This window comes from Yersinia frederiksenii ATCC 33641, assembly GCF_000754805.1.
GTDB classification, from domain to species: domain Bacteria; phylum Pseudomonadota; class Gammaproteobacteria; order Enterobacterales; family Enterobacteriaceae; genus Yersinia; species Yersinia frederiksenii.
Window position 1 is genome coordinate 4,428,807 of record NZ_KN150731.1, and the last position, 26,180, is coordinate 4,454,986.

The window sequence follows — 26,180 nt, forward strand, 5'->3', positions numbered from 1 at the left end:
AATAGGTTAATTTAATGAAGAAAGTACTTTGTTTTACCTCATTAGTGGCAAGTATGATGGTATTTAATGCCACAGCAGCGGATGCACCAAAAGAAATTAATCTGGGTATTCTTGGTGGGCAGAATGCGACACAGCAAATTGGCGATAATATGTGTGTCAAAGAATTTTTGGATAAAGAATTAAACGTAAAAACAAATCTGCATAATGCATCTGACTACTCCGGGGTTATTCAAGGATTATTGGGCGGGAAGATTGACTTAGTATTAAGTATGTCCCCCTCTTCCTTTGCTTCTGTATATATTAAAGATCCTAAAGCTGTTGATATCGTAGGTATTGCGATTGACGATACAGACAAATCACGCGGTTATCACTCAGTGGTAGTGGTAAAGGCCGATAGTCCTTATCAGAAAATTGAAGACTTGAAGGGTAAAGCATTTGGTTTTGCTGATCCGGACTCAACTTCAGGATTTTTGATCCCGAACCAAAGCTTCAAACAGAAATTGGGTGGAACACCAGACAATAAATATAACGATTTCTTCTCCAGCGTGACATTCTCCGGTGGTCATGAACAAGATATTCTGGGTGTTATAAACGGTCAATTTGATGGCGCAGTGACTTGGGCCTCTATGATCGGTGATTATAATACAGGTTATACCAGCGGTGCATTCACGCGTATGATCCGTATGGATCACCCAGATTTAATGAAACAAATTCGTATTATCTGGCAGTCACCACTGATTCCGAATGGCCCTATTTTGGTCCGTAGTGCATTGCCTGCTGAATTTAAAGCGCAGCTAGTGGCCGCAGTTAAAAAACTGGATAAAGAAGAACACGGTTGTTTCATTAAAGCGGTGGGTGGCAAACAGCATATCGGTGAAACATCATTGAGTGAGTATCAAACTATTATTGATATGAAGCGTGAGTTAACCAAAGGCGGCCGTTAAGTCGGTTCTGCAGATAAAATATACCCTGCGCATTCGAAGTTGCAGGGTATCGCTCTGGCTAGCTGGAGCTATTGCTTTGAGGTGGTAGCTAATTTTGAACACAGACTTTAACCATTACTATCAGCGGATTCGCACTAAGCAAAAACGTGAAACGTTGATTTGGTCATTGACGCTGGCAATTATCTATCTTGGCGCTGGCAGTATTGCTGAGTTTAATTTACATACTGTATTTATTTCTATTCCGAATTTTTTTGATTATCTGGCCGAAACTATACCTGTGCTCCATTGGCATAATTTGTTTGCAGATGGTCATACGGAGGGTTCTTTTGCTTATTGGGGTTATCGCTTACCCATTCAATTACCGTTGATTTGGGAGACTCTGCAATTAGCATTAGCCTCGACAATCTTGTCAGTTATCATTGCCATTATTTTTGCCTTTTTGGCTGCAAATAATACCCAAAGCCCTGCTTGGTTGCGATTATCAATCCGCACATTTGTTGCGTTTTTACGTACTATGCCGGAATTAGCCTGGGCGGTGATGTTTGTCATGGCGTTTGGTATTGGGGCTATTCCTGGTTTTTTAGCTTTGGCGTTACACACTATTGGCAGCTTAACCAAGCTGTTTTATGAATCACTGGAAACCGCATCGGATAAACCGGTGCGCGGCTTGGCAGCTTGTGGGGCTGGAAAATTACAGCGAATGCGTTTTGCGCTGTGGCCACAGGTAAAACCCATATTTCTCTCTTATAGCTTTATGCGTCTGGAAATTAACTTTCGCCAATCGACAATTTTAGGGTTGGTGGGTGCCGGGGGTATTGGGCAAGAGTTAATGACCTCAATAAAACTCGATCGCTATGATCAGGTCAGCATGACATTGTTGCTGATTATTATTGTGGTCTCATTGTTGGATTACACATCCGGTAAATTACGCAAGCGAGTTGTGGAAGGAACTTCATAATGTTGACTCATCATCTAACCGCAGGTCAGCTATCAACGCTAAAACAACAGCATCCACAAATTTTCTTACAACAAAAACATTATATTAGATGGGTCACAATGATTGGTGTTGGTGTTTTTTTGTATTACCTTTTTTTCTTCAAAACTTTTGGGGTTCCGTGGCAAACATTTGCTAATGGCAGCCAGCAAATAAGCCGCTATTTTTTGCGTATGTTTGTTTGGCATGATTTTATTAATTGGCCATTTAAATATTATTTTAGTCAGATTTTTATTACCTTAGCAATTGTTTTTGCCGGGACACTCACGGCCACATGCATTGCTTTACCCCTATCATTTCTGGCAGCACGAAATGTGATGTCAACGCCAAGTTTACGTATTATTTCATTTGTAGTGCGCCGTTTTCTGGATATTTTCCGTGGAATAGACATGGCTATTTGGGGACTGATTTTTGTTCGAGCTGTGGGAATGGGGCCGCTTGCCGGGGTGCTAGCGATTATCATGCAAGATATGGGGTTACTGGGTAAACTCTATGCCGAAGGGCATGAAGCCGTAGATAAGTCACCTAATCGTGGCCTTACTGCCATGGGAGCCAATGCCTTACAGAAGCAGCGTTTTGGTATTTTTACTCAATCTTTTCCAACCTTTTTGGCTCTAAGCCTTTATCAAATTGAATCTAATACTCGCTCAGCTGCGGTGTTGGGTTTTGTCGGAGCAGGGGGGATTGGTTTAGTATATGCCGAGAATATGAGGCTATGGAACTGGGACGTAGTGATGTTTATTACATTAATAATGGTGGTTATTGTGATGGTCATGGATAAAATCTCCGCAACATTACGGCGGAAATATATTCTAGGTGAGGAAATTTCACTTTATCATCCAACCAATAATATTAATTCTAAAGCTTAATGTATCTCTTTATTTTAATGCTATATATTCTAGCCATTATTAAATAAAAATAACACGAACTTTTTTTAGCTTTTATTTTTACTATGTTGCCTGTTTTTATCACAAACCAGATTTGCATTGAGAAGATCGGCGTTGATCTATACAATACTGCCCGCTAGACGTTAAAGAAGCGTTTTGTTTTTCTTGCGATATTCGCACACGTCTAATCTACATAATAGGAATAGGGCAGTAATATGATCAACAACGATGTGCTTCGTAGTGTTCGCTATATGCTTAACGTTAACGATACCAAGATAACAGAAATCATTAAGCTGGCTGATTTTGAAGTGAACAATGCGGATGTCGTTAATTTTCTTAAGAAAGAAGATGAAGCCGGTTATCAGGATTGCCCTGATCTGGTGATGGCACATTTCCTTAATGGCCTGATTTTCTTTCGGCGTGGTAAAGATGACAAGTTCCCGGCACCCGCGGTAGAGCCAGTCATTACTAACAATATCGTGCTCAAAAAACTGCGTGTTGCATTTGAGTTGAAGGACACCGACATGCACGATGTGTTTAATGCTGTTGAATTTCCAGTGTCTAAACCTGAGCTAAATGCCTTGTTCCGTAAAGAAGGGAGCAAAAATTTCCGCCCTTGCGGTGATCAGGTGCTGCGTTATTTCCTAAAAGGTCTGACATTGCGGATACGTGGTCCTAAAAAGTAAAATTAAATATACCGGTCATCTCTCAAATTACAACTGTGTTGGCTGTTCGTTGAAATCTTTTGGGGATGTGTCGGCATAGCTGAGCAATATAAAAACAGGAATGGCAATTGGCTATTCCTGTTTTTCGTTAATTAGCCGCATAATCACTGTTAACTTCTGAATTAACCCATTCCAGCTTGTTCATCGTAGTACCTTATTTCTCCCCTCTGTTGCACTATATATGCTCGTATGTTGCGCATTAATGGTGCAGACAATTAGGTTATATATCCGGCTATTTAACCAAAATATCTATAATCTTCAATTAAATTAATAATATATAAAACTGGCATGGCGATTGCGCAGAGTAAATCCAATCTTGTGTGTTTTACTCAACGACCAGAGGTTAACGCTATGCAACATCGTAACTTAGTTAAGGTTTTTGCACTTTCGGCTTCGGTTATCAGTATGGGAGTGGCATTTGGCTCATTGGCTGCTGATACCATTAAAGTCGGTATTTTGCACTCGTTGTCCGGCACTATGGCTATCTCTGAAACACCATTGAAAGATATGGCTTTGATGAGCATCGATGATATCAATGCTCATGGTGGTGTATTGGGTAAAAAACTGGAGCCGGTTATTGTTGACCCGGCATCTAACTGGCCGTTATTTGCCGAAAAAGCACGGCAATTATTAACACAAGATAAAGTTGCTGTTGTATTCGGGGCTTGGACTTCGGTTTCACGTAAATCAGTACTGCCAGTATTTGAAGAATTAAATGGCTTACTGTTCTATCCGGTGCAATACGAAGGTGAAGAAATGTCGCCGAATGTTTTCTATACCGGAGCAGCACCAAACCAACAAGCTATTCCTGCAGTAGAATATTTATTAAGTGAAGATGGCGGTGCAGCGAAACGCTTTATTTTGTTGGGCACTGATTATGTCTATCCGCGAACCACGAATAAAATTCTGCGCGCCTTCCTGCATACCAAAGGTATTCAAGACAAAGATATTGAGGAGATTTATACCCCATTTGGTTATAGCGATTACCAAACTATCGTTGGCAATATTAAGAAATTCTCCGCTGATGGAAAAACAGCGGTTATTTCTACCATCAACGGTGATTCAAATGTTCCTTTCTATAAAGAATTAGCCAATCAGGGTATTAAAGCGACCGATGTACCGGTCATTGCTTTCTCTGTCGGCGAAGAAGAGTTACGTGGCATTGATACCAAGCCATTGGTGGGGAATCTTGCCGCCTGGAATTATTTCCAATCAGTAGATAATCCGACTAACAAGAAATTCGTTGAACAATGGAAAGCTTATGCCAAAGCACACAACTTGCCGAATGCGGATACCGCAGTGACCAATGACCCGATGGAGGCGACTTGGGTTGGCATGCATATGTGGGCTCAAGCGGCAGAGAAAGCCAAATCAATCGATGCTGATAAAGTTCGTGCTGCTATGGCCGGTCAGACATATCCGGCACCATCAGGTTTTACGTTAACCATGGATAAAACTAATCACCATTTACATAAACCGGTGATGATTGGCGAAATTGAAGCTAACGGGCAGTTCAATGTGGTGTGGCAAACCGACGCTCCCATCCGCGCACAGCCGTGGAGTCCATTCATCGCAGGCAATGACAAAAAGCCGGACCATCCCGTTAAAAGCACTCAGTAAGGGTAACTCTCCGAAGCCGGGTTTAGCTGGCTTCGGAACCTTTTCGCCAAATATCAGTAATGTGTGGGCCTATGAAATCATTAATTTCTGTTTGGGGTAACACAGCTCATTATCTGCTTCGGCTGTTGATTGGTTTATTAATGGGTACGTCAGCACTGGCAACCGCAGGGCCAGCCCACGACTTTGTTGCAGCCAATCGTTCACAGCAAGCCACTATGTTGCAGCAATGGGCAACAGAACCAGATGCTAGCCGGCTACCATTATTGCAGGCGCTGAAACAAGAAGTGTTGGTTGTTGATGGTGCAGGGCAAGCTTTCGTCCAAAATAATCAGGTTTTCACACCGCTAGACGGTAAATTACCACCCACGGATACACCGAAAAAAATCTGGCTCAATAACCGCTTACGTATTCTCATTGCTAATGCATTGGCGGCCCAACGGTTAGTCAGTGAAGATGAATCAGTGCGTTTGCAAGCGGCTCTGGAATTACAGCAACAGGCGCAAAGCGATCAACTGCCGTTGCTGAATCAGCGCCTGAAATTGGAGACTGACCATAAAGTTAAAGAGGCATTGAATATTGCGCTGGCTAATTTACAGCTCACCGACAGCAATCCTATGGTGCGGTTGAATGCAGTGCAATTACTGGGGCAATCTGGTTCCCCCCAAACCCAGTCACGATTACAAAACTTAACGGATATTCATGTAGAGCCTGATGAGCATGTGCGTGCCGCAGCCGCCAGTAGTTTAAAGCAGGTGCAAAACCGGCTAATGGTGGGGGATATTATCGGGCAGGTATTCAGTGGGCTATCACTGGGTTCAATCTTATTGTTGGCGGCACTAGGGTTAGCTATTACTTATGGTTTATTGGGTGTCATCAACATGGCTCACGGTGAAATGCTTATGCTGGGAGCTTACTCTGCTTATTTGGTGCAATCCTTATTTCAACACGTTGCCCCGCACTGGCTGGCTCTCTATCCCTTGATTGCTTTACCTGTCGCTTTCTTTATTACCGCTGGAATTGGTATGGCTTTAGAGCGAACCGTAATTCGGCATCTCTATGGTCGGCCATTAGAAACACTGCTGGCGACTTGGGGTATCAGCCTCATGTTGATCCAGAGTGTGCGGATGATTTTTGGTGCCCAAAATTTAGAAGTTGCTAACCCCGCATGGCTGTCTGGCGGAGTACAGATTTTACCGAGTTTGGTTTTACCGTGGAATCGCATTGCGGTTATTGCTTTCGTCGTGATTGTGTTGCTGCTCACATGGTTGCTACTAAATAAAACGCGTCTCGGATTACAGGTGCGCGCCGTGACTCAGAATCGTGCAATGGCCGCTTGTTGCGGGGTGGCAACAGGAAGAGTTGATATGTTGGCATTTGGACTGGGTTCTGGCATTGCCGGTTTAGGTGGTGTTGCTTTATCGCAACTGGGGAATGTCGGCCCGGAATTAGGGCAGGGATATATCATCGACTCTTTCTTGGTGGTAGTGCTCGGCGGTGTTGGGCAACTGGCTGGCAGTGTTGTTGCTGCGTTGGGATTGGGTATGTTGAATAAAATTCTGGAACCGCAGATTGGCGCAGTACTAGGCAAGATATTGATTTTAGTGCTGATCATTTTGTTTATTCAAAAACGTCCCCAGGGTCTGTTTGCCCTTAAGGGCAGGGTGAGTGACTAATGAATCAACCTCTGACCATAGCCTTGACGCAGAAAGCTCCCACTCTCAGCTTATCGCTGGGTGCTTTTGTGGTTATTTTACTGATTATTCTGCCTTTTCTGGCATTGCTGCCAGTAGATAGTCCCTTAGCAATCTCGACATATACCTTAACCCTGATGGGTAAAATTCTGTGCTATGCGGTAGTCGCAATTGCGTTAGATCTGGTGTGGGGTTATGCCGGATTACTGTCACTGGGCCATGGTTTATTTTTCGCGCTCGGTGGTTATGCCATGGGGATGTATTTGATGCGTCAGGCGGCTGGTGATGGTTTGCCTGCTTTCATGTCTTTCTTGTCATGGAACGAGTTGCCATGGTTTTGGAGTGGCAGTCAATATTTTGTCTGGGCATTATGTCTGATTGTATTAGTACCAGGTTTGTTGGCTTTTATTTTTGGCTACTTTGCTTTTCGCTCAAAAATAAAAGGCGTCTATTTTTCCATCATGACACAGGCACTAACCTATGCGGGAATGCTGCTGTTCTTCCGCAATGAAACCGGTTTTGGTGGCAACAATGGCTTTACTGGTTTTACTACCTTGCTAGGTTTCCCTGTATCGGCAACATCTACTCGTATCGCTCTCTTTCTTGCCACACTCGTACTGCTAATCGCCAGTTTAGTACTGGGTTTTGCATTAGCACGGACCAAGTTTGGCCGGGTATTGACGGCGGTACGTGATGCTGAAAATAGGCTGACATTTTGTGGTTATGATCCTAAAGGTTTCAAGCTGTTTGTCTGGACACTCTCTGCCGTGCTTTGCGCTTTAGCCGGTGCGTTATATGTGCCACAGGTTGGTATTATCAATCCCAGTGAAATGTCGCCAACGAACTCTATTGAGGCCGCAATTTGGGTAGCACTTGGTGGGCGCGGGACGCTGATTGGCCCGGTTCTGGGGGCGGGAATCGTCAATGGTGCAAAAAGTTGGTTCACTATGGCAATGCCGGAATATTGGCAATTCTTCCTCGGCTTAATATTTATTCTGGTTACCTTGTTCTTGCCTAAAGGTGTTATTGGGTTATTGCGGCGGGGGAAAGATAAATGAGCCGATTTCAAATTACTGAACAACTGATTTATCCCGAATTCATCGATCAAGAGCCGAGTGTTATCCAGCACGCGGCGGACAAGTATCGCCAACAGCGGGATCCCGTACTGACACTGGAAGATATCAATGTCAGTTTTGATGGTTTTCATGCACTACGAAATCTTTCATTGCAAATCGGGGTAGGAGAATTACGTTGTGTTATTGGCCCGAATGGTGCCGGTAAAACGACATTAATGGACGTTATCACCGGTAAAACGCGCCCGCAGAGCGGCAAAATGATGTATGACCAGCATCATGATCTCTTGACGATGAATACGATTGAAATTGCGCAAGCAGGAATTGGCCGGAAATTTCAAAAACCAACGGTATTTGAAGCATTAACTGTCTTTGAAAATCTTGAATTGGCACAGAAAAACACCAAAACGGTTTGGGCAAGTTTGCGCGCCAGATTGAATAGTGAACAGCGGGACCAAATTGATGAAACACTTGCTATGTTGCGTTTAAGTGATATGCGACAGAGGCCCGCGGGTTTGCTCTCTCATGGTCAAAAGCAGTTTCTTGAAATTGGTATGTTGTTAGTACAAGACCCGCACCTATTGTTATTGGATGAACCCGCTGCAGGCATGACGGATGCTGAAACCGCTTATACCGCGGAGCTATTTAATCAATTGGCTGGCAAACATTCATTGATGGTAGTGGAACATGATATGGGATTTGTCGAGACGATTGCCGATCATGTTACCGTGTTGCATCAAGGGCAAGTGCTGGCTGAAGGTTCGTTGGCAGAAGTGCAGGCTAATGAGCAAGTTATCGAAGTTTATTTAGGTCGTTGAGTCATTCAAACTCTCCTCATTGGGGGACAAAACTGCGGTGAAATATGGCTTGATTTAGAATGAGTTAGTCAACGAGATGGCTCTTACGACTAATATTTATCTGGATAATTTAAGGGCAATATATGCTTCAAGTTAATGAACTCGACCAATACTATGGGGGCAGTCATATCTTGCGCGGCTTGTCATTTGAGGCTGCGGTAGGTGAGGTGACCTGTTTATTAGGCCGAAATGGTGTTGGTAAAACGACGTTGCTCAAGTGTTTGATGGGGTTGGTGCCAGTTAAGAATGGCAGCATTACTTGGGAAGGTAAGAATATTAGTCACCAGTCGTCGCATCTGCGGGTAAAAGGCGGTATCGCCTATGTGCCGCAAGGGCGAGAAATATTTCCTCGTTTAACAGTAGAAGAGAATATCCTGTTAGGGCTTTCGCGTTTTCCTGGCTCACAAAGTAAAGCGGTGCCAGAGCATATTTATCAACTCTTTCCTGTATTACAGGAGATGAAGTACCGCCGTGGTGGGGATTTATCCGGCGGGCAACAGCAGCAACTGGCAATTGGTCGGGCTTTGGCTTGCCAACCGCGTTTGTTAATTCTTGATGAACCTACAGAGGGAATTCAACCCTCAGTTATTAAAGAGATTGGGTTAGTCATCAAAAAACTGGCCGCACAAGGGGATATGGCTATCTTGCTGGTCGAGCAATTCTATGATTTTGCGGCAGAATTGGCGGATAACTATTTAGTGATGTCTCGCGGAAAAATTATCCAGCGAGGACTGGGCGCCGATATGGAGCTTGACGGCGTCCGTGGCCTGGTCGCCATTTAAACTATAAGTTAATTGAAGATATAAGTTATGTTATGGCAGCTGAGTACTGTCAATAGGCAGCGAATCAGAGGCACCCCATTCAGCCCAAGAGCCATCATACAATGATACCGACGATGCATTTGCTTCTGTTAGTCCCAGAGCAACTACTGCGGCGGTAACGCCAGAACCACAACTGGTAATGATGGGTTTGGTTAAGTCGACACCATGGACTGCAAAAATGCTTGCCAATGCTTGTGGTGATTTCAGATTGCCATTTTCGACCATGCTCCCCCAGGGAATATTAATACTGCCTGGAATACGGCCTAAACGTAGGCCTGGGCGAGGTTCGGGTTCTTGTGCCTTAAATCTTCCCGTAGGGCGCGCATCTATAATCTGTATTTCTTTATTTCCTAGAGCCACTAAAACCTGATTAACGTTTTTGACCGCAGCGGTATTGAATGTTGCATTGAATGTCTGCGGTATGGGATTCACAGGTCCACTCTCTAATGCGAATCCTGCTTGCTGCCATCCACCGATACCACTGGCCAATATACGTACGTTTTTTGCACCAAATGTACGAAATGTCCACCAAACTCGTGGCGCAGAAAATAGGTTTCCGTCATCGTAAATGATCAAGGTATGCTGCTCATTGACCCCTAATTGACCAACCATTTCGCTGAAGGCTTGAGGAGATGGCAACATATGAGGTAAATCGGTGCTGTGATCTGCTATTGCGTCAATATCAAAATAAACCGCTCCGGGAATATGCCCCTGCTCAAATTCAGCTCGAATATCTCTCTTAGGTATCAATCCCGGTGGGGACATTCTGGCATCCAGAATAATGATTTTGTCATCATGAATATTTTCGGCCAGCCACTGTGGTGTTACCAAGAAAGGTGAGTTCATAGAAAATTACCTGTCGAAATTATAAAGGAGCGACTCAGTGAGTGCTTCATCGTGGCACTTACTATATAACGAAATTACAGTATTTAAACCTCGAGTTATTAGCGATGCGTAATGCTTCGCAAATTCTGAAATTTATTATTCACTACGTTACATAAAGAAAATAAATAATTTATTACATCCATTTTGGCTCTTAGCAATGTGAGCTAAGTACTGAGATTTATGCTTTGTTTATGCAAATTTTCATGGGCCCAACAATAATTTTCGTAGCATCTCGCAAAAAGAGTTTTTCATTCCATTATTGCCTTGATGATGAAATTTTAATTTCGTATAACCGTTGACAAGCAAAGTCCATAGCGGGGACTTCATCTTAAACTGGCAAGGGGAATAGAATGCAAAAGGTTCGAATTGGCCTCATTGGTACCGGTTATATCGGTCGCTGTCATGCCATTGCTTACGCACAGGTTGCGACTGTTTTTCCTTTAAAGGGGTCGCCAGTATTAGAAATGTTGGCTGAAGTAACACCTGAATTGGCTCAGTTGCGGGCCACAGAGTTTGGTTTCTCCCGTTCCACTGCCAATTGGCGCGAGTTGGTTGCTGACCCAGATATTGATGTGGTGGATATATGTGCGCCAAATTTCTTACATAAAGAAATGGCATTAGCCGCCATTAGCCACGGTAAACATGTTTATTCAGAGAAACCGTTGGCACTTAATGCCGCAGATGCCAAAGAGATGGTTGAAGCAGCAAGGGCAAAGGGCGTAAAAACCCTGGTAGGGTTCAATTATATGAAAAACCCGACCAGCCAATTGGCGCGTGAGATTATTACGAATGGCGAGATTGGTGATGTTGTACATTTTTACGGTACACATAATGAAGATTATCTTGCTGATCCGCGGACACCATTAGATTGGCACTGTACTAAAGCACAGGCGGGACTTGGAGCATTAGGGGATTTGGCCGCACACATTGTCAATATGGCTCATTATCTGGTGGGTGATATTCTCAGCGTATGTGGCGATATGCAGACTGTCATAAAGCAGCGCCCTGACCCACAAAACCCATCAGTGCTGCGAGCTGTGGAGAATGAGGATCAGGCCAGTGCGCTGGTACGTTTCGCTAATGGTGCGATGGGAACAATAGAAACATCACGTATTGCTTGTGGCCGCAAAATGGGGCTGACATATGTGGTCACGGGAACGAAAGGTACAATCAGCTATTCTCAGGAGCGTATGGCGGAATTACAGCTCTATCGCCATGATGACCCTCAGTCCAGGCAAGGGTTTAAAACATTGCTTACCGGGCCGCAACACCCAGATTATGCTGCTTTCTGTATCAGTGCAGGGCATGGCATTGGATTTAATGATCAAAAAACAGTTGAGATCCGCGATTTGATTAACGGAATTGCAGCTGGAGATCGCATGTGGCCGGACTTCGAAGAGGGCTGGAACGTTTCCAAAGTATTAGATGCTATTGCTGTTTCAGCCCAAGAGCTGCGTTGGGTAGAGGTTTAGATAGACAGTTTTTAGATATACAAAGCGCTTTAAGTTAGTTAGCAGTAGATATTATTAAGCTGATACTGGCCCGAATTATGCCAAGAATGAGTCTTAATATGCCTACTGCTGATAGCAAAATTAGCCACTACGTGGCGGGGGCTTCTTATTATCTTAATGAACAGCAACGGGCACGAGTAAAACAGCTATCTCGTTCTTGGATGTGGCGTCTGGAGCTGCCTACCTGGGCACTGATTGGGGTTATTTACACTGGTTGGTTTGCTTGCGTCATCTATTGGCAACAATTAGGTACAGTATTGGGTAGCGTGTTACTAATCTTGTTGAGCACGTGGTACATGTCGCTACAGCATGAGTTGATTCACGGTCACCCAACTCGTTGGCGGTGGGTAAATCAGCTATTGGGAACTTTGCCGCTAGCGATATGGTATCCCTATGGCCTCTATCGTGACTCTCATATCCAACATCATAAGAATGAGGACTTAACGCATCCGGAAAAAGATCCAGAGTGCTATTACTACACAGCAGAACAGTGGCGACATTTTCCCTCACTGTTCAAAAGCATCATTCGAATCAGTAATACCTTTATTGGCCGATTAGTTGTGGGGCCAGCATTGGATATCATCGATACTATCCGCAGTGCAAGCCGCGCTTTTATTACTGGAGATCGTCCAGCCATCATCATGTGGTTAGTCCATTTTGGACTACTTAGCTTATTGCTGTACTGGATGGTGGGGTATGGTATCTCTGTAATGTTCACTATTTTAGTGATTGGTTATTCGGCACTTAGCCTGACTAAGGTAAGATCATTTTTTGAACATCGTGCAGCAGAGAATAGTGCGGCACGTTCAACGTTGAATGAAGCTGCATGGCCTTGGCGTCTACTATTTCTAAACCTCAATTATCATCTGGTCCATCATGATTTACCTACTTTGCCATGGTATGGTTTGCGCCAGATTTATCTGGAAAGTCGTGTTCAATATCAGCATCGAAGCGAGCAATTTGTCGTAAACGGCTATACTCAATGGCTTGAGACATTTGCTTTTACTGCCTTAGAAATTGAAATTCACCCTTTTTACGAGAGTGAAAATAAAACGCCAATAAGCGAACTCCTCCATAAGAGGGGTAACCGCGCTGATAGACAGACTGACTCTTCTCAAGTCGCGCGTTAGTGCAATAAAACGTAGCACTCATTCTGACGACAAAACCTACAAGCACTTTTCAGTTACTCACAATTTACTGTTGTTATATACAGCTATTTGTGTAATCTTAATTGAAGATTTTGCTGAAAAAAACATTTTAAATACTTAGCTATCATACTGTTATACATAAAATAGAGTATTTTATTAAGCTGATGTGTTGTAAATAATATATTTAATATCAATTGGTTATTTGGTTTGTTTTGGACTAAATCTAATATGGTTACTGATTTGTTAATGACTGAGAATTACACCGCTTGCTGAGATTCATGTTTTACAGACATTAGCGATTTAACTTTTTTCTAACCCTTGGGCACATAGAGGTAAAACATGGCAAAGACCTTAACCCGTAGCCGAGTTTTTGCGTTGGCAGCAATAATGCTGGCTATAACTGGTGGTGTCTCTCAAGCGGCAGATACCGTCCGTGTTGGCTCAAAAATTGATACTGAAGGCTCATTATTGGGCAACATTATTGTGCAGGTTCTTGATGCTAATGGGATTAAAACAACCAATAAATCACAGTTAGGTACTACCAAAGTGGTGCGTGGCGCTATCACTGCTGGGGAGATCGATATTTACCCTGAATATACCGGTAATGGTGCCTTTTTCTTCTCTGATGAAAAAGATCCTGCCTGGAAGAATGCCAAAGCAGGCTATGAAAAAGTAAAAGCATTGGATTATGAGAAGAATAAACTGGTATGGCTTTCACCAGCCCCGGCAAATAATACCTGGACTATTGCGGTGCGTCAGGATTTAGCTAAAACCAATAGTTTGAAAACATTGGATGATTTAGGCAAGTGGATTAATACAGGAGGTAAGTTCAAACTGGCCGCTTCGGCAGAGTTTATTGAACGACCCGATGCTTTACCTGCTTTCCAACAAGCATATGGTTTTAAATTGAATCAAGATCAGTTGTTATCGTTAGCGGGTGGGGACACCGCAGTAACAATTAAAGCTGCTGCAGAACAAACTTCCGGTGTTAATGCAGCCATGGCTTATGGTACTGATGGTCCGGTAGCTGCTTTGGGATTACAGACACTGGAAGATACGAAAGGCGTGCAGCCTATTTATGCACCAACGCCAATAATCCGCGAGGCCACGCTTAAAGCACATCCAAACATACCTGCTTTACTTGACCCGGTATTTGCCACACTCGATGGTCCAACGTTACAAAAACTAAATGCCCGTATCGCGGTAGAGGGGCAGGATGCAAAAAAAGTTGCAGCCAATTATCTGAAAGAAAAAGGGTTCGTTAAAGGATAGCGATGAATATTCGAGTGGTGCTATAACATTCTGCTTTATAGCGCCATCAAATAAACAGGTAATCGGCTATGGCGACAAAGATTATCTGTCATGGAGATGGATTTTTATGACTGTAAGAAACAGAGTCCTACTGGTACTGGCGATATTGTTAGTTTTATCGGGGATAGGGCTTTCTTTTGTCAGTCATGCGCCTAATCGGTTGATCTCAGGGCAGGGGATCTCCTTGTTATCGCTAATAATAGGACCGGTTTGGTGGATGTTATTTCCTATATTGATACTGTTTATCTTTGTTTTTTGTAAACAAAGTGCGGTGTTGTATTGGTTTACAGTATTAGTGGCTGAAGTATTGTTATTCGCTCTGCTACTGCTGGCAGGTACAGCAGCGAGCCAACTTGCTGGGAGTGACGATAGTCTTGCTCGTACATCGCTTGGCGGCGGATTTTGGCTGATGAGTGGGATGTGCATATTGATTGCTGTCGATAGCTTGTCTCATGCCGTTGTAAACCCGGTTTGGCGCAGTTTGGCGAATGTCTTGCTGGTTCTACCGGTTGTGATATTGCTGGTGGCTGGGCAACTCGATCAATTATCTTTGATGAAAGAGTACGTAAATCGGCAAGATGTGTTTGATGATGCATTATGGCAACACCTGCAGATTCTGCTGACAACGCTGATACCCGCCGTAATTTTGGGCATATCCCTCGGTTTATTCTGTTTTCGTTCTCATCGCTTTCAAGGCGCTATTTTCTCAACGTTGAATATTATTCAAACCATTCCATCAATTGCCTTATTTGGGCTGCTCATAGCACCTCTGGCGGGGTTAGCTACGGCCATTCCGTGGTTGGCTGAGCATGGCGTTAGTGGTATTGGGTTAGCTCCGGCAATTGTCGCGTTGGTGCTATATGCCCTATTACCGCTAGTGCGCAATGTGGTTGCTGGCTTAGAAGCGGTTCCTGACAGTGTTGTTGAGTCGGCCCGAGGTATGGGGATGACCCGCAGTCAATTATTCTTTCGGGTGCAAATACCCATTGCAATGCCACTGATCTTATCCGGTATCCGTATTATTGCAGTGCAGACAGTAGGGCTGGCTGTTGTTGCCGCATTGATTGGTGCCGGTGGATTGGGGGCAATAGTGTTTCAAGGTCTGCTTAGCAGTGCTTTGGATTTAGTACTGTTGGGTGTCATACCCGTGATAGTGATGGCGGTAGTCGTTGATTCGCTGTTTAAATTCATCATTATTTTTATGGATACTTCACACCGATGATTCATTTCCATCAGGTCAGTAAATATTTTGCCGGTAAACGGGCAGTAGATAACCTCTCGCTACAAATTGCGAAAGGGGAGTTTACTGTACTGATTGGTACTTCTGGTTCAGGAAAGTCGACCACACTAAAAATGATTAATCGGCTTATCGAGCATGATGAGGGGAAGATCCATTTTGCTGGTGAAGAAATCCGTAATTATAAGCCAGAAGATTTGCGACGGCGGATGGGTTATGCCATCCAATCTATAGGTCTGTTTCCTCACTGGACGGTTGAGCGCAATATTGCCACTGTGCCACAGTTGCTGAAATGGCATCCGGATCGCATCCGCCAGCGAGTTATTGAGCTGTTAGAGTTGTTGCATCTGGATCCAGAGCAATTTCTACATCGTTACCCTCATCAATTGTCTGGGGGGCAGCAGCAGCGGGTTGGTGTTGCCCGAGCTTTAGCCGCAGACCCCGAAGTATTGTTGATGGATGAGCCCTTTGGAGCATTAGATCCAGTGACTCGCTCGGCATTGCAATTCGAAATTACGCGTATTCACCAACTGTCTGGCCGGACTATTGTGCTGGTCACTCATGATATTGATGAGGCTTTAAGTCTGGCTGATCGCATAGTTTTGATGGATGAGGGGAGAGTTATCCAGCAAGGAACACCTCTTGAAATGTTAACTCAGCCAGCGAATGGCTTTGTTCGTGATTTCTTTGGCCGAAGTGATCTCGGTATTAAATTGTTATCACTTGGGTGGGCCGAGCAACGAGTCAGGCGTGGTGAGACTCTGGTAGGGCAGCCAATACTGGCTACGACCAGCCTGCGTGAGGCTCTTTCCCTGTTCGTTTCCCGCCAGACAGATAAATTGCCAGTGGCTGATGAACACGGGCAGTCATTGGGGGTGCTCTATTTTGCTGATCTCATTGCGGATACAGATAAGGGGGGAGTGTGAAACTGACTGCGACCAAAACCAAGGGTCTCAATAGTGCCTATTCAGGGCGAGTAAAGTCAGGCCTATTGTCTTGCTTAAAAGACCCTCTTTACTGGGCATTACTATTATTGGTCGGTTTGGTTTTTGGAATGACTTCCCTGCAAGGTCTTTTCTCAACATTATTCCCTGATCTCGATCGGCCTATTTATCTGCAAGATACCTTTTGGTCACTGGTCATTGCCCATGTTTTGTTGGTGTTCATTTCCAGTGTTATCGCCATCTTTATTGGCGTAAGTGCGGGTATCGCGGTGACTCGCCCAGCAGGAAAAGAGTTTCGCTCAGTTGTGGAAACAGTTGTTGCGATGGGGCAGACATTTCCACCGGTTGCAGTACTCGCTATTGCTGTACCGGTTATGGGGTTTAGTGAAAAACCGGCCATTATTGCTTTAGTACTCTATGGCTTACTACCTATTTTGCAAGGGTCTATTACCGGTATTGAATCAGTTTCCCGAGATATCCGCGAGGTCGCCCAAGGCGTAGGAATGAGTACCAGGCAGATTTTGTGGCGGGTCGAATTACCATTAGCGGCACCAGTGATTGTGGCGGGTATTCGAACATCCGTCATTATTAATATTGGTACTGCTGCTATTGCTTCAACGGTAGGAACAAAAACCTTAGGCTCTCCAATTATTATTGGGCTCAGTGGTTTCAATACGGCTTACGTGATTCAAGGTGCAGCTGTCGTCGCCTTATTGGCGATTATTACGGATATGATTTTTTCCCGCTGGAATAGGCGATTATTACGCTGGCGGGAATTACAGTCTCTCCCGGTAGTTAAAAATGATTGAGTAAAAAACAATTGAGTTAAAAAAACGGATGCTTTGGGTTTCTGGTGTTATTCATAGTGGGTATTTATGCTAATTTCACTCCCCATGTATGGTGTTCTGCCGCAAGATGCACAGACCTATTGGCAACTATTATCTCGGCAATTGCACTGTTATGGCGTGGTTGGAATATGCGAGCAACTGGTTTGGCCCTCGAATTTACTACAACATTGGCGAGATCCTAATCTACTTCTGAGTCAGACTTGCGGTTTTCCTCTGGTGACTTTATTAGAACAACAAGTGCAATTGGTTGGTGTATTCAGCTACCAATCACCTTATTGTTCAGGAGAGTATTACCGCAGTTTAGTGGTCGTTCGTGAGGATGAAGAAGGTCAGAAACTGGCCGATTTTCGTGGTCGGAGAGTTGCCTATAACAGTATCGACTCACAATCTGGCTACAATGCATTACGTGCCTTAATCGCCCCGTTGGCAGTTAACGGGCGTTTCTTTTCTTATGGAATTGCCTCAGGTGGGCATTATCGTTCAATCGACATGATTAAACAGCATCAGGCCGACATCGCCGCAATAGATTGTGTGAGCTTCGCATTGCTACAACGAGCTAACCCTTCAGCTGTTGCTGGGTTAAAAATTATCTCGCAAACAGAGGCCGCTCCTGGCTTGCCACTCATTACCTCGTTATCGACATCTGAGGAACAGCTCCTCCTAATACGTCAGGCTATCAGTGCCACAGTCAATTCTCCGGTAGCTATTGCTGCTAAAAATCCGCTACTGATCACCGGCTTCAGTGTGTTGCCTTGGTCAGCCTATGACGTAATTAAGCGGATGCAAACAAAGGCTTTTGCACTTGGCGTCACGACACTTTAAGACCAATGGAGGGCTGTGTGACAAGACATTTACTGATATGAAAATCAATAAAACGGATAAATTACAAGCAGCGGCATTGGGTTATCCCCTATCCGCCGGGTATTCCAATGGTGATGACTGGCGAAAGTTTTGGTCGTGATGATGAACTCAAGTTGTTGTCTATTCGCGGCCTCGCGTGTTGAGGTCTGTATTGCCCAAGTTTGAGAATATTTTGGAAGGAACCGAACAGAAGAATAGGCGATACTATACTTGGGCTCTGAAACAATAGTTCTTGGCAGAATATAAATACTTATTAATGAAACCGATGAGTGCATAAATTGGTCGTGAAGCTCCGACTTATGCACTTTTCGCAAATCATTTTTGCCGCTTATAATATTAATCTCGCCGCTTATAGCAATTTGAAACGGCTAGGAATTTATAGCAGCGATGCTGCAGTTGGTTGCGCGCTTATGGTGATTCCTGACCATTGTTGGACAAACCCGCAGGGCCAATATCAGACAATGGGCTGGATTCAGTGGTTTCAGTTTCATGCGGGGTGGTTGAACGAGTATAAATGTTCAGCCCAGCCAGAAAAACGCCGCCTAACGAACTCAGAGCCATTACCGCAATCAGGATAATGAGTGCCTTTCTCAGCATAATTATTTTCACTTTTTATCTAAACAGCGTGAATTATAGCCCGTTCAGTCAATGAAACAACCATGTTGCATTCTTGCTATGTAGAGATTAACGAGTTTTAAACAGAAATTTCCCCAGAGTGACCAATACCACAGCAGAAACTATGACGGCTAATGCACAAAACTCAGTGGTTGATAAACTCTCGCCAGCAAAGCCAATACCTAGCAATACGGCGACCACCGGGTTTACATAGGCGTAACTGGTGGCTACAGCGGGGCGAACATTTTTTAGTAAAAACATATAAGCGCTGATGGCGAGCATAGACCCGAAAACGATCAGATAAAGTAATGAGAGTATCCCTCCCATTGACGGCATCTGGTTCAGCTCTTCACCACTGAGTGTGCTGGCAAGCAATAGAACCACCCCTGCAACCAGCATCTGCGCCGCTCCGGACATCGCCCCACTGGGTAACGCCAGACGTGAACTCCAGACTGAGCCAAATGCCCAACTAGCTGAAGCCAGTAATATCAGCATTGCACCTACTGGGTTGCCTAATAGGTTACTGCCGGTGTTAAGTAATATGATACCAACCAACCCGAGAGCAATCCCCGCCCATTCTAGTTTTGTGTTGCGCATACCCCATAACATACTGAAACACAAAGTGAATAGTGGAACGGTTGCCACCATCACTGCGGCAATACCAGAAGGAACATGCTGGTGTTCAGCGACGGTGACCAGCCCATTACCGATAGCCAATAATAAGATACCGATAGCACTGGCACCCATCCATTGCCGTAATGTGGGTAAGGCGTGACCACGAATAGCAAGGAAGCTGAACAGCAATATCCCGGCAATTAAGTAACGTAATCCAGCCATCATCAAAGGGGGCCAGCTTTCGACCCCGATACGAATGACCAGATAAGTTGAACCCCAGACAAAGTATAAGGTGAACAATGAACCGACTAGCAACCACAGGTTACGACTATTTTGCTTCAGCATAGTTATTCAATAGGAAAGGAGCGATAAAACACAGATGCACCAGTAAACATGAGAATAGTGATCGTTAGCAAAGCTTTTTATTATTTTTTTTCATTTTGATTTTTTGACTAAATTTTGCGCTAAAACAGAGAGTTATTCTTTCTAATGGCAATAGTTAGGTTAATAAACAGTGACAAACCCTATGCTTATCGGGAAAGCTAAAAGTGCGTGAGGCATGATGCATAAAATGATTGTGGTTATCAGACAAGGTAGAGGATTTATGAGGGCTTTATCAATGGACAGCCAGCCATATATTCACACGGTGAGTCTGGCACTGTCTTACTTTGTGCTGGCGATGTTGCTACTTCTCTGTGGGAGGCCGGCGGCCAATGCCACACAGAGTGACTATGCTTTCTTATCTGCCCGTGCATTGCTGCATAATCAGCAGGTCATAGCGCAAGAGAAAGAGATGAAGCAAGAGTCGATACCGACAGAAACTTGGCAAGCTTATCAGCAGCTATTGCAGCAGGCAGATAAAATGCTGAAACGGCCCGACTTTAGTGTGATGGATAAAAATAGCCTGCCACCCAGTGGCTCTAAACATGATTATCTTAGTCTGGGGGCTTACTGGTGGCCGGATAACCAAAAAAGTGATGGGTTACCTTGGATACGTAAAGATGGGCAGATTAATCCTGCCAGCAAAAATGCAGAAAGTGATGGCGTGCGTTTGGCTGATTTCACTGCTCAGGTACAAACACTGACATTGGCTTGGTATTTTTCCGGCCAACAGAAGTATGCAGATAAAGCCATCAGCCTAATTAGAACCTGGTTTATTGCTCCGCAAACCCGGATGAACCCGAATCTCAATTTTGCGCAAGGTGTGCCGGGGATTGCTGCCGGGCGAGGAGCCGGAGTTTTGGATGGACGCTACTTTGCCACCCGCATTGTCGATTCACTGATTATGTTACAGCAGAATAAGCACTGGACGATGCAAGATGAAAAGCAGATGCAGCAGTGGATGACTGATTATCTGGCGTGGTTGCGTCACAGTCCGGCAGGTAAAAAAGAGGCTGCAGCACAGAATAACCATGGTAACTGGTATGCGGTGCAAGTGGCAGGAATAGCCTGGTATCTACAACAACCGCAAGTGGTGGTTGAGATGGCTCAATTGCTGAAAACCAAGTTGGACACTCAATTAGCGCCGGATGGTTCACAACCTTTGGAACTGGCACGGACCCGCTCTTTCCATTACAGCTATTTTAGTTTGCAGGCGGCTATACTGATGGCCCAACTGGCAGATAAGGTCCATGTTGACTTATGGCATTATCAAACTCCTCAAGGCAGTGGTTTGATTAAAGCGCTTGATTTTATGGCCCCTTTTTCTGATGAGCACAAAGAATGGCCCTATCACAGCCTCGATAACATGGGTGTCCGGCTAGTGCCACTTATGGTTAAGGCTGATAAAGCGCTAGGTGAGAATCGCTATCAACACTGGATTCAACAAGCTGATTTTTCACAGAAAATGGGTAAAACAGGTGCCAAACGAAATGGTACAGAAGCAGAAGCGTTGCGCGATGTTGGGTTATTGTCAGTTCCTACTAATAAATAACTATATTATTTATAAAAAATAAAACCGGGAGTTATCTCCCGGCAAAAAATAAAAAATGGCTACACCTAATAAAATTGACAAGTTACGATGAAGTATTCAAATAATGAGGATAATATCGATGTATATTACTTAGAATTGATAAACCAGCCCGACAGCAACAACGTTGTCTGTATTTAACTTCAGCTTGTTATCATCATTAAGTTGGTTGATTTTATAATCAACATAGGTAGACATATTTTTATTGAAGTAATAATAAGCGCCAATATCAACATATTTAACTAAATCTGCATCACCAATGCCTTCGATATCTTTACCTTTAGACTGAATATAAGCCAAAGAAGGTTTTAAACCAAAATCGAACAGATATTGTGCGACTAACTCAACGTTTTGAGTTTTATTAGCAAAACCACTCACGCTGGTCGACACATTATTAATCACTGCAGTACCAGAAATAGGTGTCATATTACGGGTTTCAGCATAGGTTGCCCCCAAATAAACACCGTTATCATCATATTTCAGACCGGTAGTCCAGGCATCTGCTTTATCACCTTTACCAAAGTTACCGTTCTTCTGAGCAGTAGTACGGTTAGATGAAGAATAGGCCGCACCCGCACTCACACCGGCACCAATTTCATAACTGGAAGACAAACCGAAGCCGTCGCCATTTTGTTTGGCGGCATCTGCACGGCCATTGGCGCTATCAGACTCGCTGCCATTCTTACCTTGGTATTGCAGAGAAAATTTCAGGCCATCAACTAAACCGAAGAAATCTGTATTGCGGTAAGTGGCCACGCCAGTTGTACGGCCAGTCAAGAAGTTATCGGTTCTGGTGTAGCTGTCATTACCGAACTCTGGCAACATATCAGTCCAAGCGGCGATATCATATAGCACGCCATAGTTACGACCATAATCGATTGAACCTAACTTTCCATAACGTAAACCAGCAAACGCTAGGCGTGTTTTATTATCTTTTGTTTCTTGGCTTTCTGCATAGTTAGCCGCAATGTTATATTCCCACTGACCGTAACCGGTCAATTGGTCAGTAATTTGGGTCGCACCTTTAAAACCAAAGCGAACGTAAGATTTATCACCATCACTTTTATTATTATCAGAGAAGTAATGCAGTGCTTTTACTTTTCCATATAAATCAAGTTTGTTACCGTCTTTATTATAAATTTCTGCTGCATGTGAGGTGGTGGCAACTAATAAAGCGGGTACCAAGATCGCCAGAATATTACGTTTCATATTTTTGCCCTGTTTCTCTTATTAAAAAAGACGCGAGTAGTAGAATTTTTTGCTGTATTCAATATCTATCTGAATTCATCCAGCGCAGAATTTTTACCGCATCTGTGTGATACATTTATGACAAATCATAAATAACTGCGACATTACGTAAATTTCATCCCACTGCCATTGGCGCAAGAGGAAAATTTCAGCTATTGCATTGGTGCTTTCGGGCTGACGTGAGCGTTGTGGTGTGGGACAATAGGGCAACATTCAGTTTAGATAAGATATGCATGGCGTTGTCCCCGGCAGTAAAAGAACAAATTAGTCAGTGGTATAAGGCGCTTTCGCAGCAGATTCCGGATTTTATTCCTCGCGCACCACAGCGTCAGATGATCGCCGAAGTAGCGAAAACGCTGGCGGGCGATGCGGGTCGTCATTTGGCTATTGAAGCGCCGACGGGTGTTGGCAAAACACTGTCTTATCTGATCCCCGGCATTGCCGTTGGCCGCGCAGAGAGTAAGCCGCTGGTGGTTAGCACGGCAAACGTGGCACTACAGGATCAGATTTACAGCAAAGATTTGCCGCTGCTGAAGAAAATTATTCCTGACCTCAAGTTCACCGGTGCTTTTGGGCGCGGGCGGTATGTTTGTCCGCGTAATCTGGCGGCAATGTGCACGGATGTGTCCGGCCAAGGGGATTTATCACTGTTTCTTGGTGATGAGCTTGCCCCGGTTAATGGTGAAGAGCAGGCGACTTGTCTAACACTTTCTAAGTCATTAAATAACCATTCCTGGGACGGGCTGCGCGACCATCATAAGTTATCGCTCAGTGACAGTTTATGGGCCAAATTGAGTACGGATAAAGCCAACTGCCTTGGGCGTAATTGCCACTATTTTCGTGAGTGTCCGTTCTTTATTGCTCGCAAAGAGATTGAAAGTGCCGATGTGGTAGTCGCCAACCATGCATTAGTGATGGCGGCACTGGAAACAGAGTCGGTACTGCCCAATCCGAAAGAGTTGCTGTTAGTCCTAGATGAAGGCCACCATTTACCGGATGTTGCACGGGATGCATTGGAAATTGAAGGTGAAATTACCGCCGTTTTTGCCAATATGCAGCTAGATATGATTGTGCGTCTGGTGGACCAATGCATGGTGCAATACCGGCCTAAAAATCCGCCGGGCTTATCGAATCCTGAACGTTTGAAAGATCATTGCGAACAGTTGCGCGAGCTGATGTTGAGTGTCGAGCTACAAGTCAGTCAGCTGTTACCTGCTGATGGTAGCCCTGCGGTGTACCGTTTTGAAATGGGTGAATTGCCGGGTAGTTTGACGGAAGATTGCGCTAAATTATTCAAACTGACGGATGCTTTGCGTGGTTTAGCCGAGTTTGTGCTCAATGATTTGAGTGAGCAGACCGGCAAGCACGATATTGTGCGGCTGCATCGTGCCATTTTGCAGATGAGCCGATCGTTGGGCTATCTGGAGGCAATGAGTAAACTCTGGCGGTTAGCGGCAATGGCAAAAGCCTCAAATGCACCGATTTCCAAGTGGGTAACCCGTGATTATCGCGAAAACCAAACACATCTCTATTTTCACTGCGTGGGAATTCGCGTTAGTGATCAGCTCGATAAAATGTTATGGCGCAAAGTCCCCCATGTGATTGTGACCTCAGCCACCTTACGTTCGCTCAATAGTTTTGCACGTTTACAGGAACTCAGTGGCTTGAGTGAAAAAGCCGGTGATCGGTTTGAAACATTGTCATCACCGTTTAATCATATCGAGCAAGGGAAGCTCATTATTCCCAAAATGCGCCACGAGCCGACCATGGCGCATGAAGCTGAACATTTGGCTGAAATGGCGCAATTCTTCCGCGCGCAACACGCCAGCGGGCGACATAAAGGCATGTTGATTCTGTTTAGCAGCCATCGGGCGATGCAAACTTTCCTCAGTCATGTCACGGATCTGCGGTTGATGTTATTGGTTCAAGGGGATCAACCGCGCTATCGGCTGGTCGAAGAGCACCGTAAACGAGTGAATAGTGGTACCGCCAGCGTCTTGATTGGTTTGCAATCCTTTGCCGAAGGGTTAGATCTGAAAGGTGAATTGTTGACTCAGGTTCATATTCATAAGATTTCATTCCCGCCTATCGACAGCCCAGTGATCCTGACGGAAGGTGAATGGCTAAAGTCACTGAATCGTTACCCATTTGAAGTGCAAAGCTTACCAAGCGCTTCGTTCAACTTAATTCAGCAGGTTGGGCGCTTGATTCGCAGTAATGCCTGCTATGGTGAAATTGTTATTTATGACCGGCGTTTATTGACCAAGGGTTATGGTTCGCGCTTATTAGCAGCGCTACCGGTTTTCCCTATTGAACAGCCGGATATGCCTGAGGGCGCGATAGCTCCGGCTAAAATCGTCAAGGCACCCGCTAAAACTGGAGTGAAAAAAGGGCGGCGCAAGCGGGCTGTTTAATCACAGCTGTTAACGAATCATCCAGTTAAAACAGTATTTGATCTGAAATCTTTCCCGATAAGCATAAATTCAGTGACTAAGATTATATAAGCCGTTGGTGAGCTGAACCTAACAAGTCAAGCCAAGCAGTACCTCCGGCGTAAATTGCTGGTTATTGGTTGGCGGTAACGCTGACTGTTATCGATATGTTTAACGGGCAGGGTGAAGCAGAATGAAACAGCTAATGGCAGAGTTTATTGGCACTTTCTGGCTGGTGTTAGGCGGGTGTGGTAGTGCGGTATTGGCTGCAATGTTCCCGGTAGCAGGTATTGGATTTCTCGGTGTGGCGTTGGCGTTCGGGCTAACTGTTGTCACCATGGCTTACGCCTTGGGGCATATATCGGGTGCGCATTTTAACCCAGCGGTGTCTCTCGGTTTATGGGTCGGAGGTCGTTTCTCCGGCGCACAATTAGTTCCCTATATTGTGGCGCAGGTACTGGGAGGATTGGCGGGGGCGGCCATTTTGTATTTAATCGCCAGTGGCAAAGCGGGTTTCGATGTCAGCGCCGGGTTTGCCAGCAATGGTTTTGGTGTACGCTCACCGGGGGGGTATAGCTTGCAAGCCGTATTAGTGGCGGAAGTCGTTTTAACCATGGGTTTTGTCATGGTTATTATGGGCGCGACGGATAAAGGTTCGCATCCCGCCGCTGCGCCACTTGCTATCGGGCTATGCCTTACACTGATTCATCTGATCAGTATTCCAGTCGATAATACCTCGGTAAATCCGGCGCGCAGTACCGGTGTGGCTATTTTTGCCGGTGGTATTGCCTTGCAGCAACTATGGGTATTTTGGTTGGCACCTCTGGTCGGAGGGGCCTTAGGCGGTGCTATTTACCGAGTGCTATTTAGCCCTCCGGAAGAATTGAATCGCCCATAGTGATATACAGGTCACTGCTGTGGTTCCACCGTTGTGACCTATTTCC

Annotated in this window: 24 protein-coding genes; 20 read left to right on the top strand and 4 right to left on the bottom strand. The window is 44.7% G+C overall.

The window, feature by feature from the left end; translation table 11 throughout:
• Window positions 1–14: 14 nt before the first annotated feature.
• The 9 genes from phnD (at window position 15) to urtE (ending at window position 9,573) form a co-directional block, all read left to right on the top strand.
• A complete protein-coding gene (gene phnD, locus DJ58_RS02370) occupies window positions 15–944 on the top strand; it encodes a phosphonate ABC transporter substrate-binding protein (RefSeq protein ID WP_004709040.1) in 930 nt (309 codons plus the stop codon).
• A 94-nt stretch (window positions 945–1,038) separates the two neighbouring features.
• Window positions 1,039–1,902, top strand: a complete 864-nt coding sequence (phnE, locus tag DJ58_RS02365) for a phosphonate ABC transporter, permease protein PhnE (protein ID WP_032911030.1) — start codon at window positions 1,039–1,041, stop codon at window positions 1,900–1,902.
• Entirely contained in the window at window positions 1,902–2,807 is a 906-nt protein-coding gene (phnE, locus tag DJ58_RS02360; protein ID WP_004709042.1) for a phosphonate ABC transporter, permease protein PhnE, read from the top strand. The genes phnE (DJ58_RS02365) and phnE (DJ58_RS02360) overlap by 1 nt, the downstream gene beginning before the upstream one ends.
• A gap of 233 nt (window positions 2,808–3,040) precedes the next feature.
• Window positions 3,041–3,511, top strand: coding sequence for a YehS family protein (locus DJ58_RS02355; RefSeq protein ID WP_025377712.1), 471 nt, complete (start codon window positions 3,041–3,043; stop codon window positions 3,509–3,511).
• 390 nt (window positions 3,512–3,901) lie between these two features.
• Entirely contained in the window at window positions 3,902–5,170 is a 1,269-nt protein-coding gene (gene urtA / locus DJ58_RS02350; protein WP_004709044.1) for an urea ABC transporter substrate-binding protein, read from the top strand.
• A gap of 71 nt (window positions 5,171–5,241) precedes the next feature.
• Window positions 5,242–6,843 (top strand): urea ABC transporter permease subunit UrtB, encoded by a 1,602-nt coding sequence (gene urtB, locus DJ58_RS02345; protein ID WP_004709046.1) that lies wholly within the window; start codon window positions 5,242–5,244, stop codon window positions 6,841–6,843.
• The gene (gene urtC, locus DJ58_RS02340; protein ID WP_032911033.1) at window positions 6,843–7,919 is read left to right on the top strand and encodes an urea ABC transporter permease subunit UrtC; all 1,077 of its coding nucleotides are present in this window, start codon (window positions 6,843–6,845) and stop codon (window positions 7,917–7,919) included. Before urtB ends, urtC begins: the two co-directional genes overlap by 1 nt.
• Window positions 7,916–8,752 carry an urea ABC transporter ATP-binding protein UrtD gene (gene urtD / locus DJ58_RS02335; protein WP_032911035.1) on the top strand — a complete coding sequence of 279 codons (837 nt, stop codon included), beginning with the start codon at window positions 7,916–7,918 and terminating at the stop codon, window positions 8,750–8,752. Before urtC ends, urtD begins: the two co-directional genes overlap by 4 nt.
• A gap of 122 nt (window positions 8,753–8,874) precedes the next feature.
• Window positions 8,875–9,573 carry an urea ABC transporter ATP-binding subunit UrtE gene (urtE, locus tag DJ58_RS02330; protein ID WP_004709048.1) on the top strand — a complete coding sequence of 233 codons (699 nt, stop codon included), beginning with the start codon at window positions 8,875–8,877 and terminating at the stop codon, window positions 9,571–9,573.
• A 30-nt stretch (window positions 9,574–9,603) separates the two neighbouring features.
• On the opposite strand, the gene sseA is transcribed toward urtE, so the two are convergent.
• Window positions 9,604–10,458 carry a 3-mercaptopyruvate sulfurtransferase gene (gene sseA / locus DJ58_RS02325; RefSeq protein WP_004709051.1) on the bottom strand — a complete coding sequence of 285 codons (855 nt, stop codon included), beginning with the start codon at window positions 10,456–10,458 and terminating at the stop codon, window positions 9,604–9,606.
• 389 nt (window positions 10,459–10,847) lie between these two features.
• Between sseA and DJ58_RS02320 the strand changes: the two genes are divergently transcribed.
• The 8 genes from DJ58_RS02320 to DJ58_RS23955 all read left to right on the top strand — a co-directional run bounded on the left by DJ58_RS02320 (window position 10,848) and on the right by DJ58_RS23955 (window position 18,500).
• Entirely contained in the window at window positions 10,848–11,969 is a 1,122-nt protein-coding gene (locus DJ58_RS02320) for a Gfo/Idh/MocA family protein (RefSeq protein WP_004709053.1), read from the top strand.
• A gap of 98 nt (window positions 11,970–12,067) precedes the next feature.
• Window positions 12,068–13,138 (top strand): fatty acid desaturase, encoded by a 1,071-nt coding sequence (locus tag DJ58_RS02315; RefSeq protein WP_032911037.1) that lies wholly within the window; start codon window positions 12,068–12,070, stop codon window positions 13,136–13,138.
• A gap of 357 nt (window positions 13,139–13,495) precedes the next feature.
• Window positions 13,496–14,428, top strand: coding sequence for a glycine betaine ABC transporter substrate-binding protein OsmF (osmF, locus tag DJ58_RS02310; RefSeq protein ID WP_004709056.1), 933 nt, complete (start codon window positions 13,496–13,498; stop codon window positions 14,426–14,428).
• Between the two features lie 106 nt (window positions 14,429–14,534).
• On the top strand, window positions 14,535–15,689 hold the full coding sequence (locus DJ58_RS02305) for an ABC transporter permease (protein WP_032911039.1): 1,155 nt from the start codon (window positions 14,535–14,537) through the stop codon (window positions 15,687–15,689).
• Entirely contained in the window at window positions 15,686–16,630 is a 945-nt protein-coding gene (locus tag DJ58_RS02300) for an ABC transporter ATP-binding protein (RefSeq protein ID WP_032911041.1), read from the top strand. The genes DJ58_RS02305 and DJ58_RS02300 overlap by 4 nt, the downstream gene beginning before the upstream one ends.
• Window positions 16,631–16,758: 128 nt before the next feature.
• The gene (locus DJ58_RS02295; protein ID WP_004709062.1) at window positions 16,759–17,457 is read left to right on the top strand and encodes an ABC transporter permease; all 699 of its coding nucleotides are present in this window, start codon (window positions 16,759–16,761) and stop codon (window positions 17,455–17,457) included.
• Between the two features lie 84 nt (window positions 17,458–17,541).
• Window positions 17,542–18,318 (top strand): phosphate/phosphite/phosphonate ABC transporter substrate-binding protein, encoded by a 777-nt coding sequence (locus DJ58_RS02290; RefSeq protein WP_004709065.1) that lies wholly within the window; start codon window positions 17,542–17,544, stop codon window positions 18,316–18,318.
• Window positions 18,319–18,425: 107 nt separating this feature from the next.
• A complete protein-coding gene (locus DJ58_RS23955; RefSeq protein ID WP_080544634.1) occupies window positions 18,426–18,500 on the top strand; it encodes a hypothetical protein in 75 nt (24 codons plus the stop codon).
• A gap of 265 nt (window positions 18,501–18,765) precedes the next feature.
• Here DJ58_RS23955 and DJ58_RS0122030 read toward each other — a convergent pair whose 3' ends face one another.
• Together DJ58_RS0122030 and yedA are read right to left on the bottom strand one after the other, a co-directional pair.
• Window positions 18,766–18,954 (bottom strand): hypothetical protein, encoded by a 189-nt coding sequence (locus DJ58_RS0122030; protein ID WP_025377722.1) that lies wholly within the window; start codon window positions 18,952–18,954, stop codon window positions 18,766–18,768.
• An 87-nt stretch (window positions 18,955–19,041) separates the two neighbouring features.
• Entirely contained in the window at window positions 19,042–19,932 is an 891-nt protein-coding gene (gene yedA / locus DJ58_RS02285) for a drug/metabolite exporter YedA (RefSeq protein WP_004709068.1), read from the bottom strand.
• Between the two features lie 274 nt (window positions 19,933–20,206).
• Here yedA and DJ58_RS02280 point away from each other — a divergent pair, with 274 nt between their 5' ends.
• Window positions 20,207–21,520 (top strand): alginate lyase family protein, encoded by a 1,314-nt coding sequence (locus DJ58_RS02280; RefSeq protein WP_032913276.1) that lies wholly within the window; start codon window positions 20,207–20,209, stop codon window positions 21,518–21,520.
• Window positions 21,521–21,649: 129 nt separating this feature from the next.
• On the opposite strand, the gene ompF2 is transcribed toward DJ58_RS02280, so the two are convergent.
• Complete coding sequence (gene ompF2 / locus DJ58_RS02275) at window positions 21,650–22,765, bottom strand: porin OmpF2 (protein WP_004709073.1); 1,116 nt, start codon at window positions 22,763–22,765, stop codon at window positions 21,650–21,652.
• 272 nt (window positions 22,766–23,037) lie between these two features.
• On the opposite strand from ompF2, the gene dinG reads away from it, so the two are divergent.
• Window positions 23,038–25,218 (top strand): ATP-dependent DNA helicase DinG, encoded by a 2,181-nt coding sequence (gene dinG / locus DJ58_RS02270; RefSeq protein WP_004709075.1) that lies wholly within the window; start codon window positions 23,038–23,040, stop codon window positions 25,216–25,218.
• A 211-nt stretch (window positions 25,219–25,429) separates the two neighbouring features.
• Window positions 25,430–26,134 (top strand): aquaporin Z, encoded by a 705-nt coding sequence (gene aqpZ / locus DJ58_RS02265; RefSeq protein ID WP_004709077.1) that lies wholly within the window; start codon window positions 25,430–25,432, stop codon window positions 26,132–26,134.
• The last annotated feature ends 46 nt before the right edge of the window (window positions 26,135–26,180 follow it).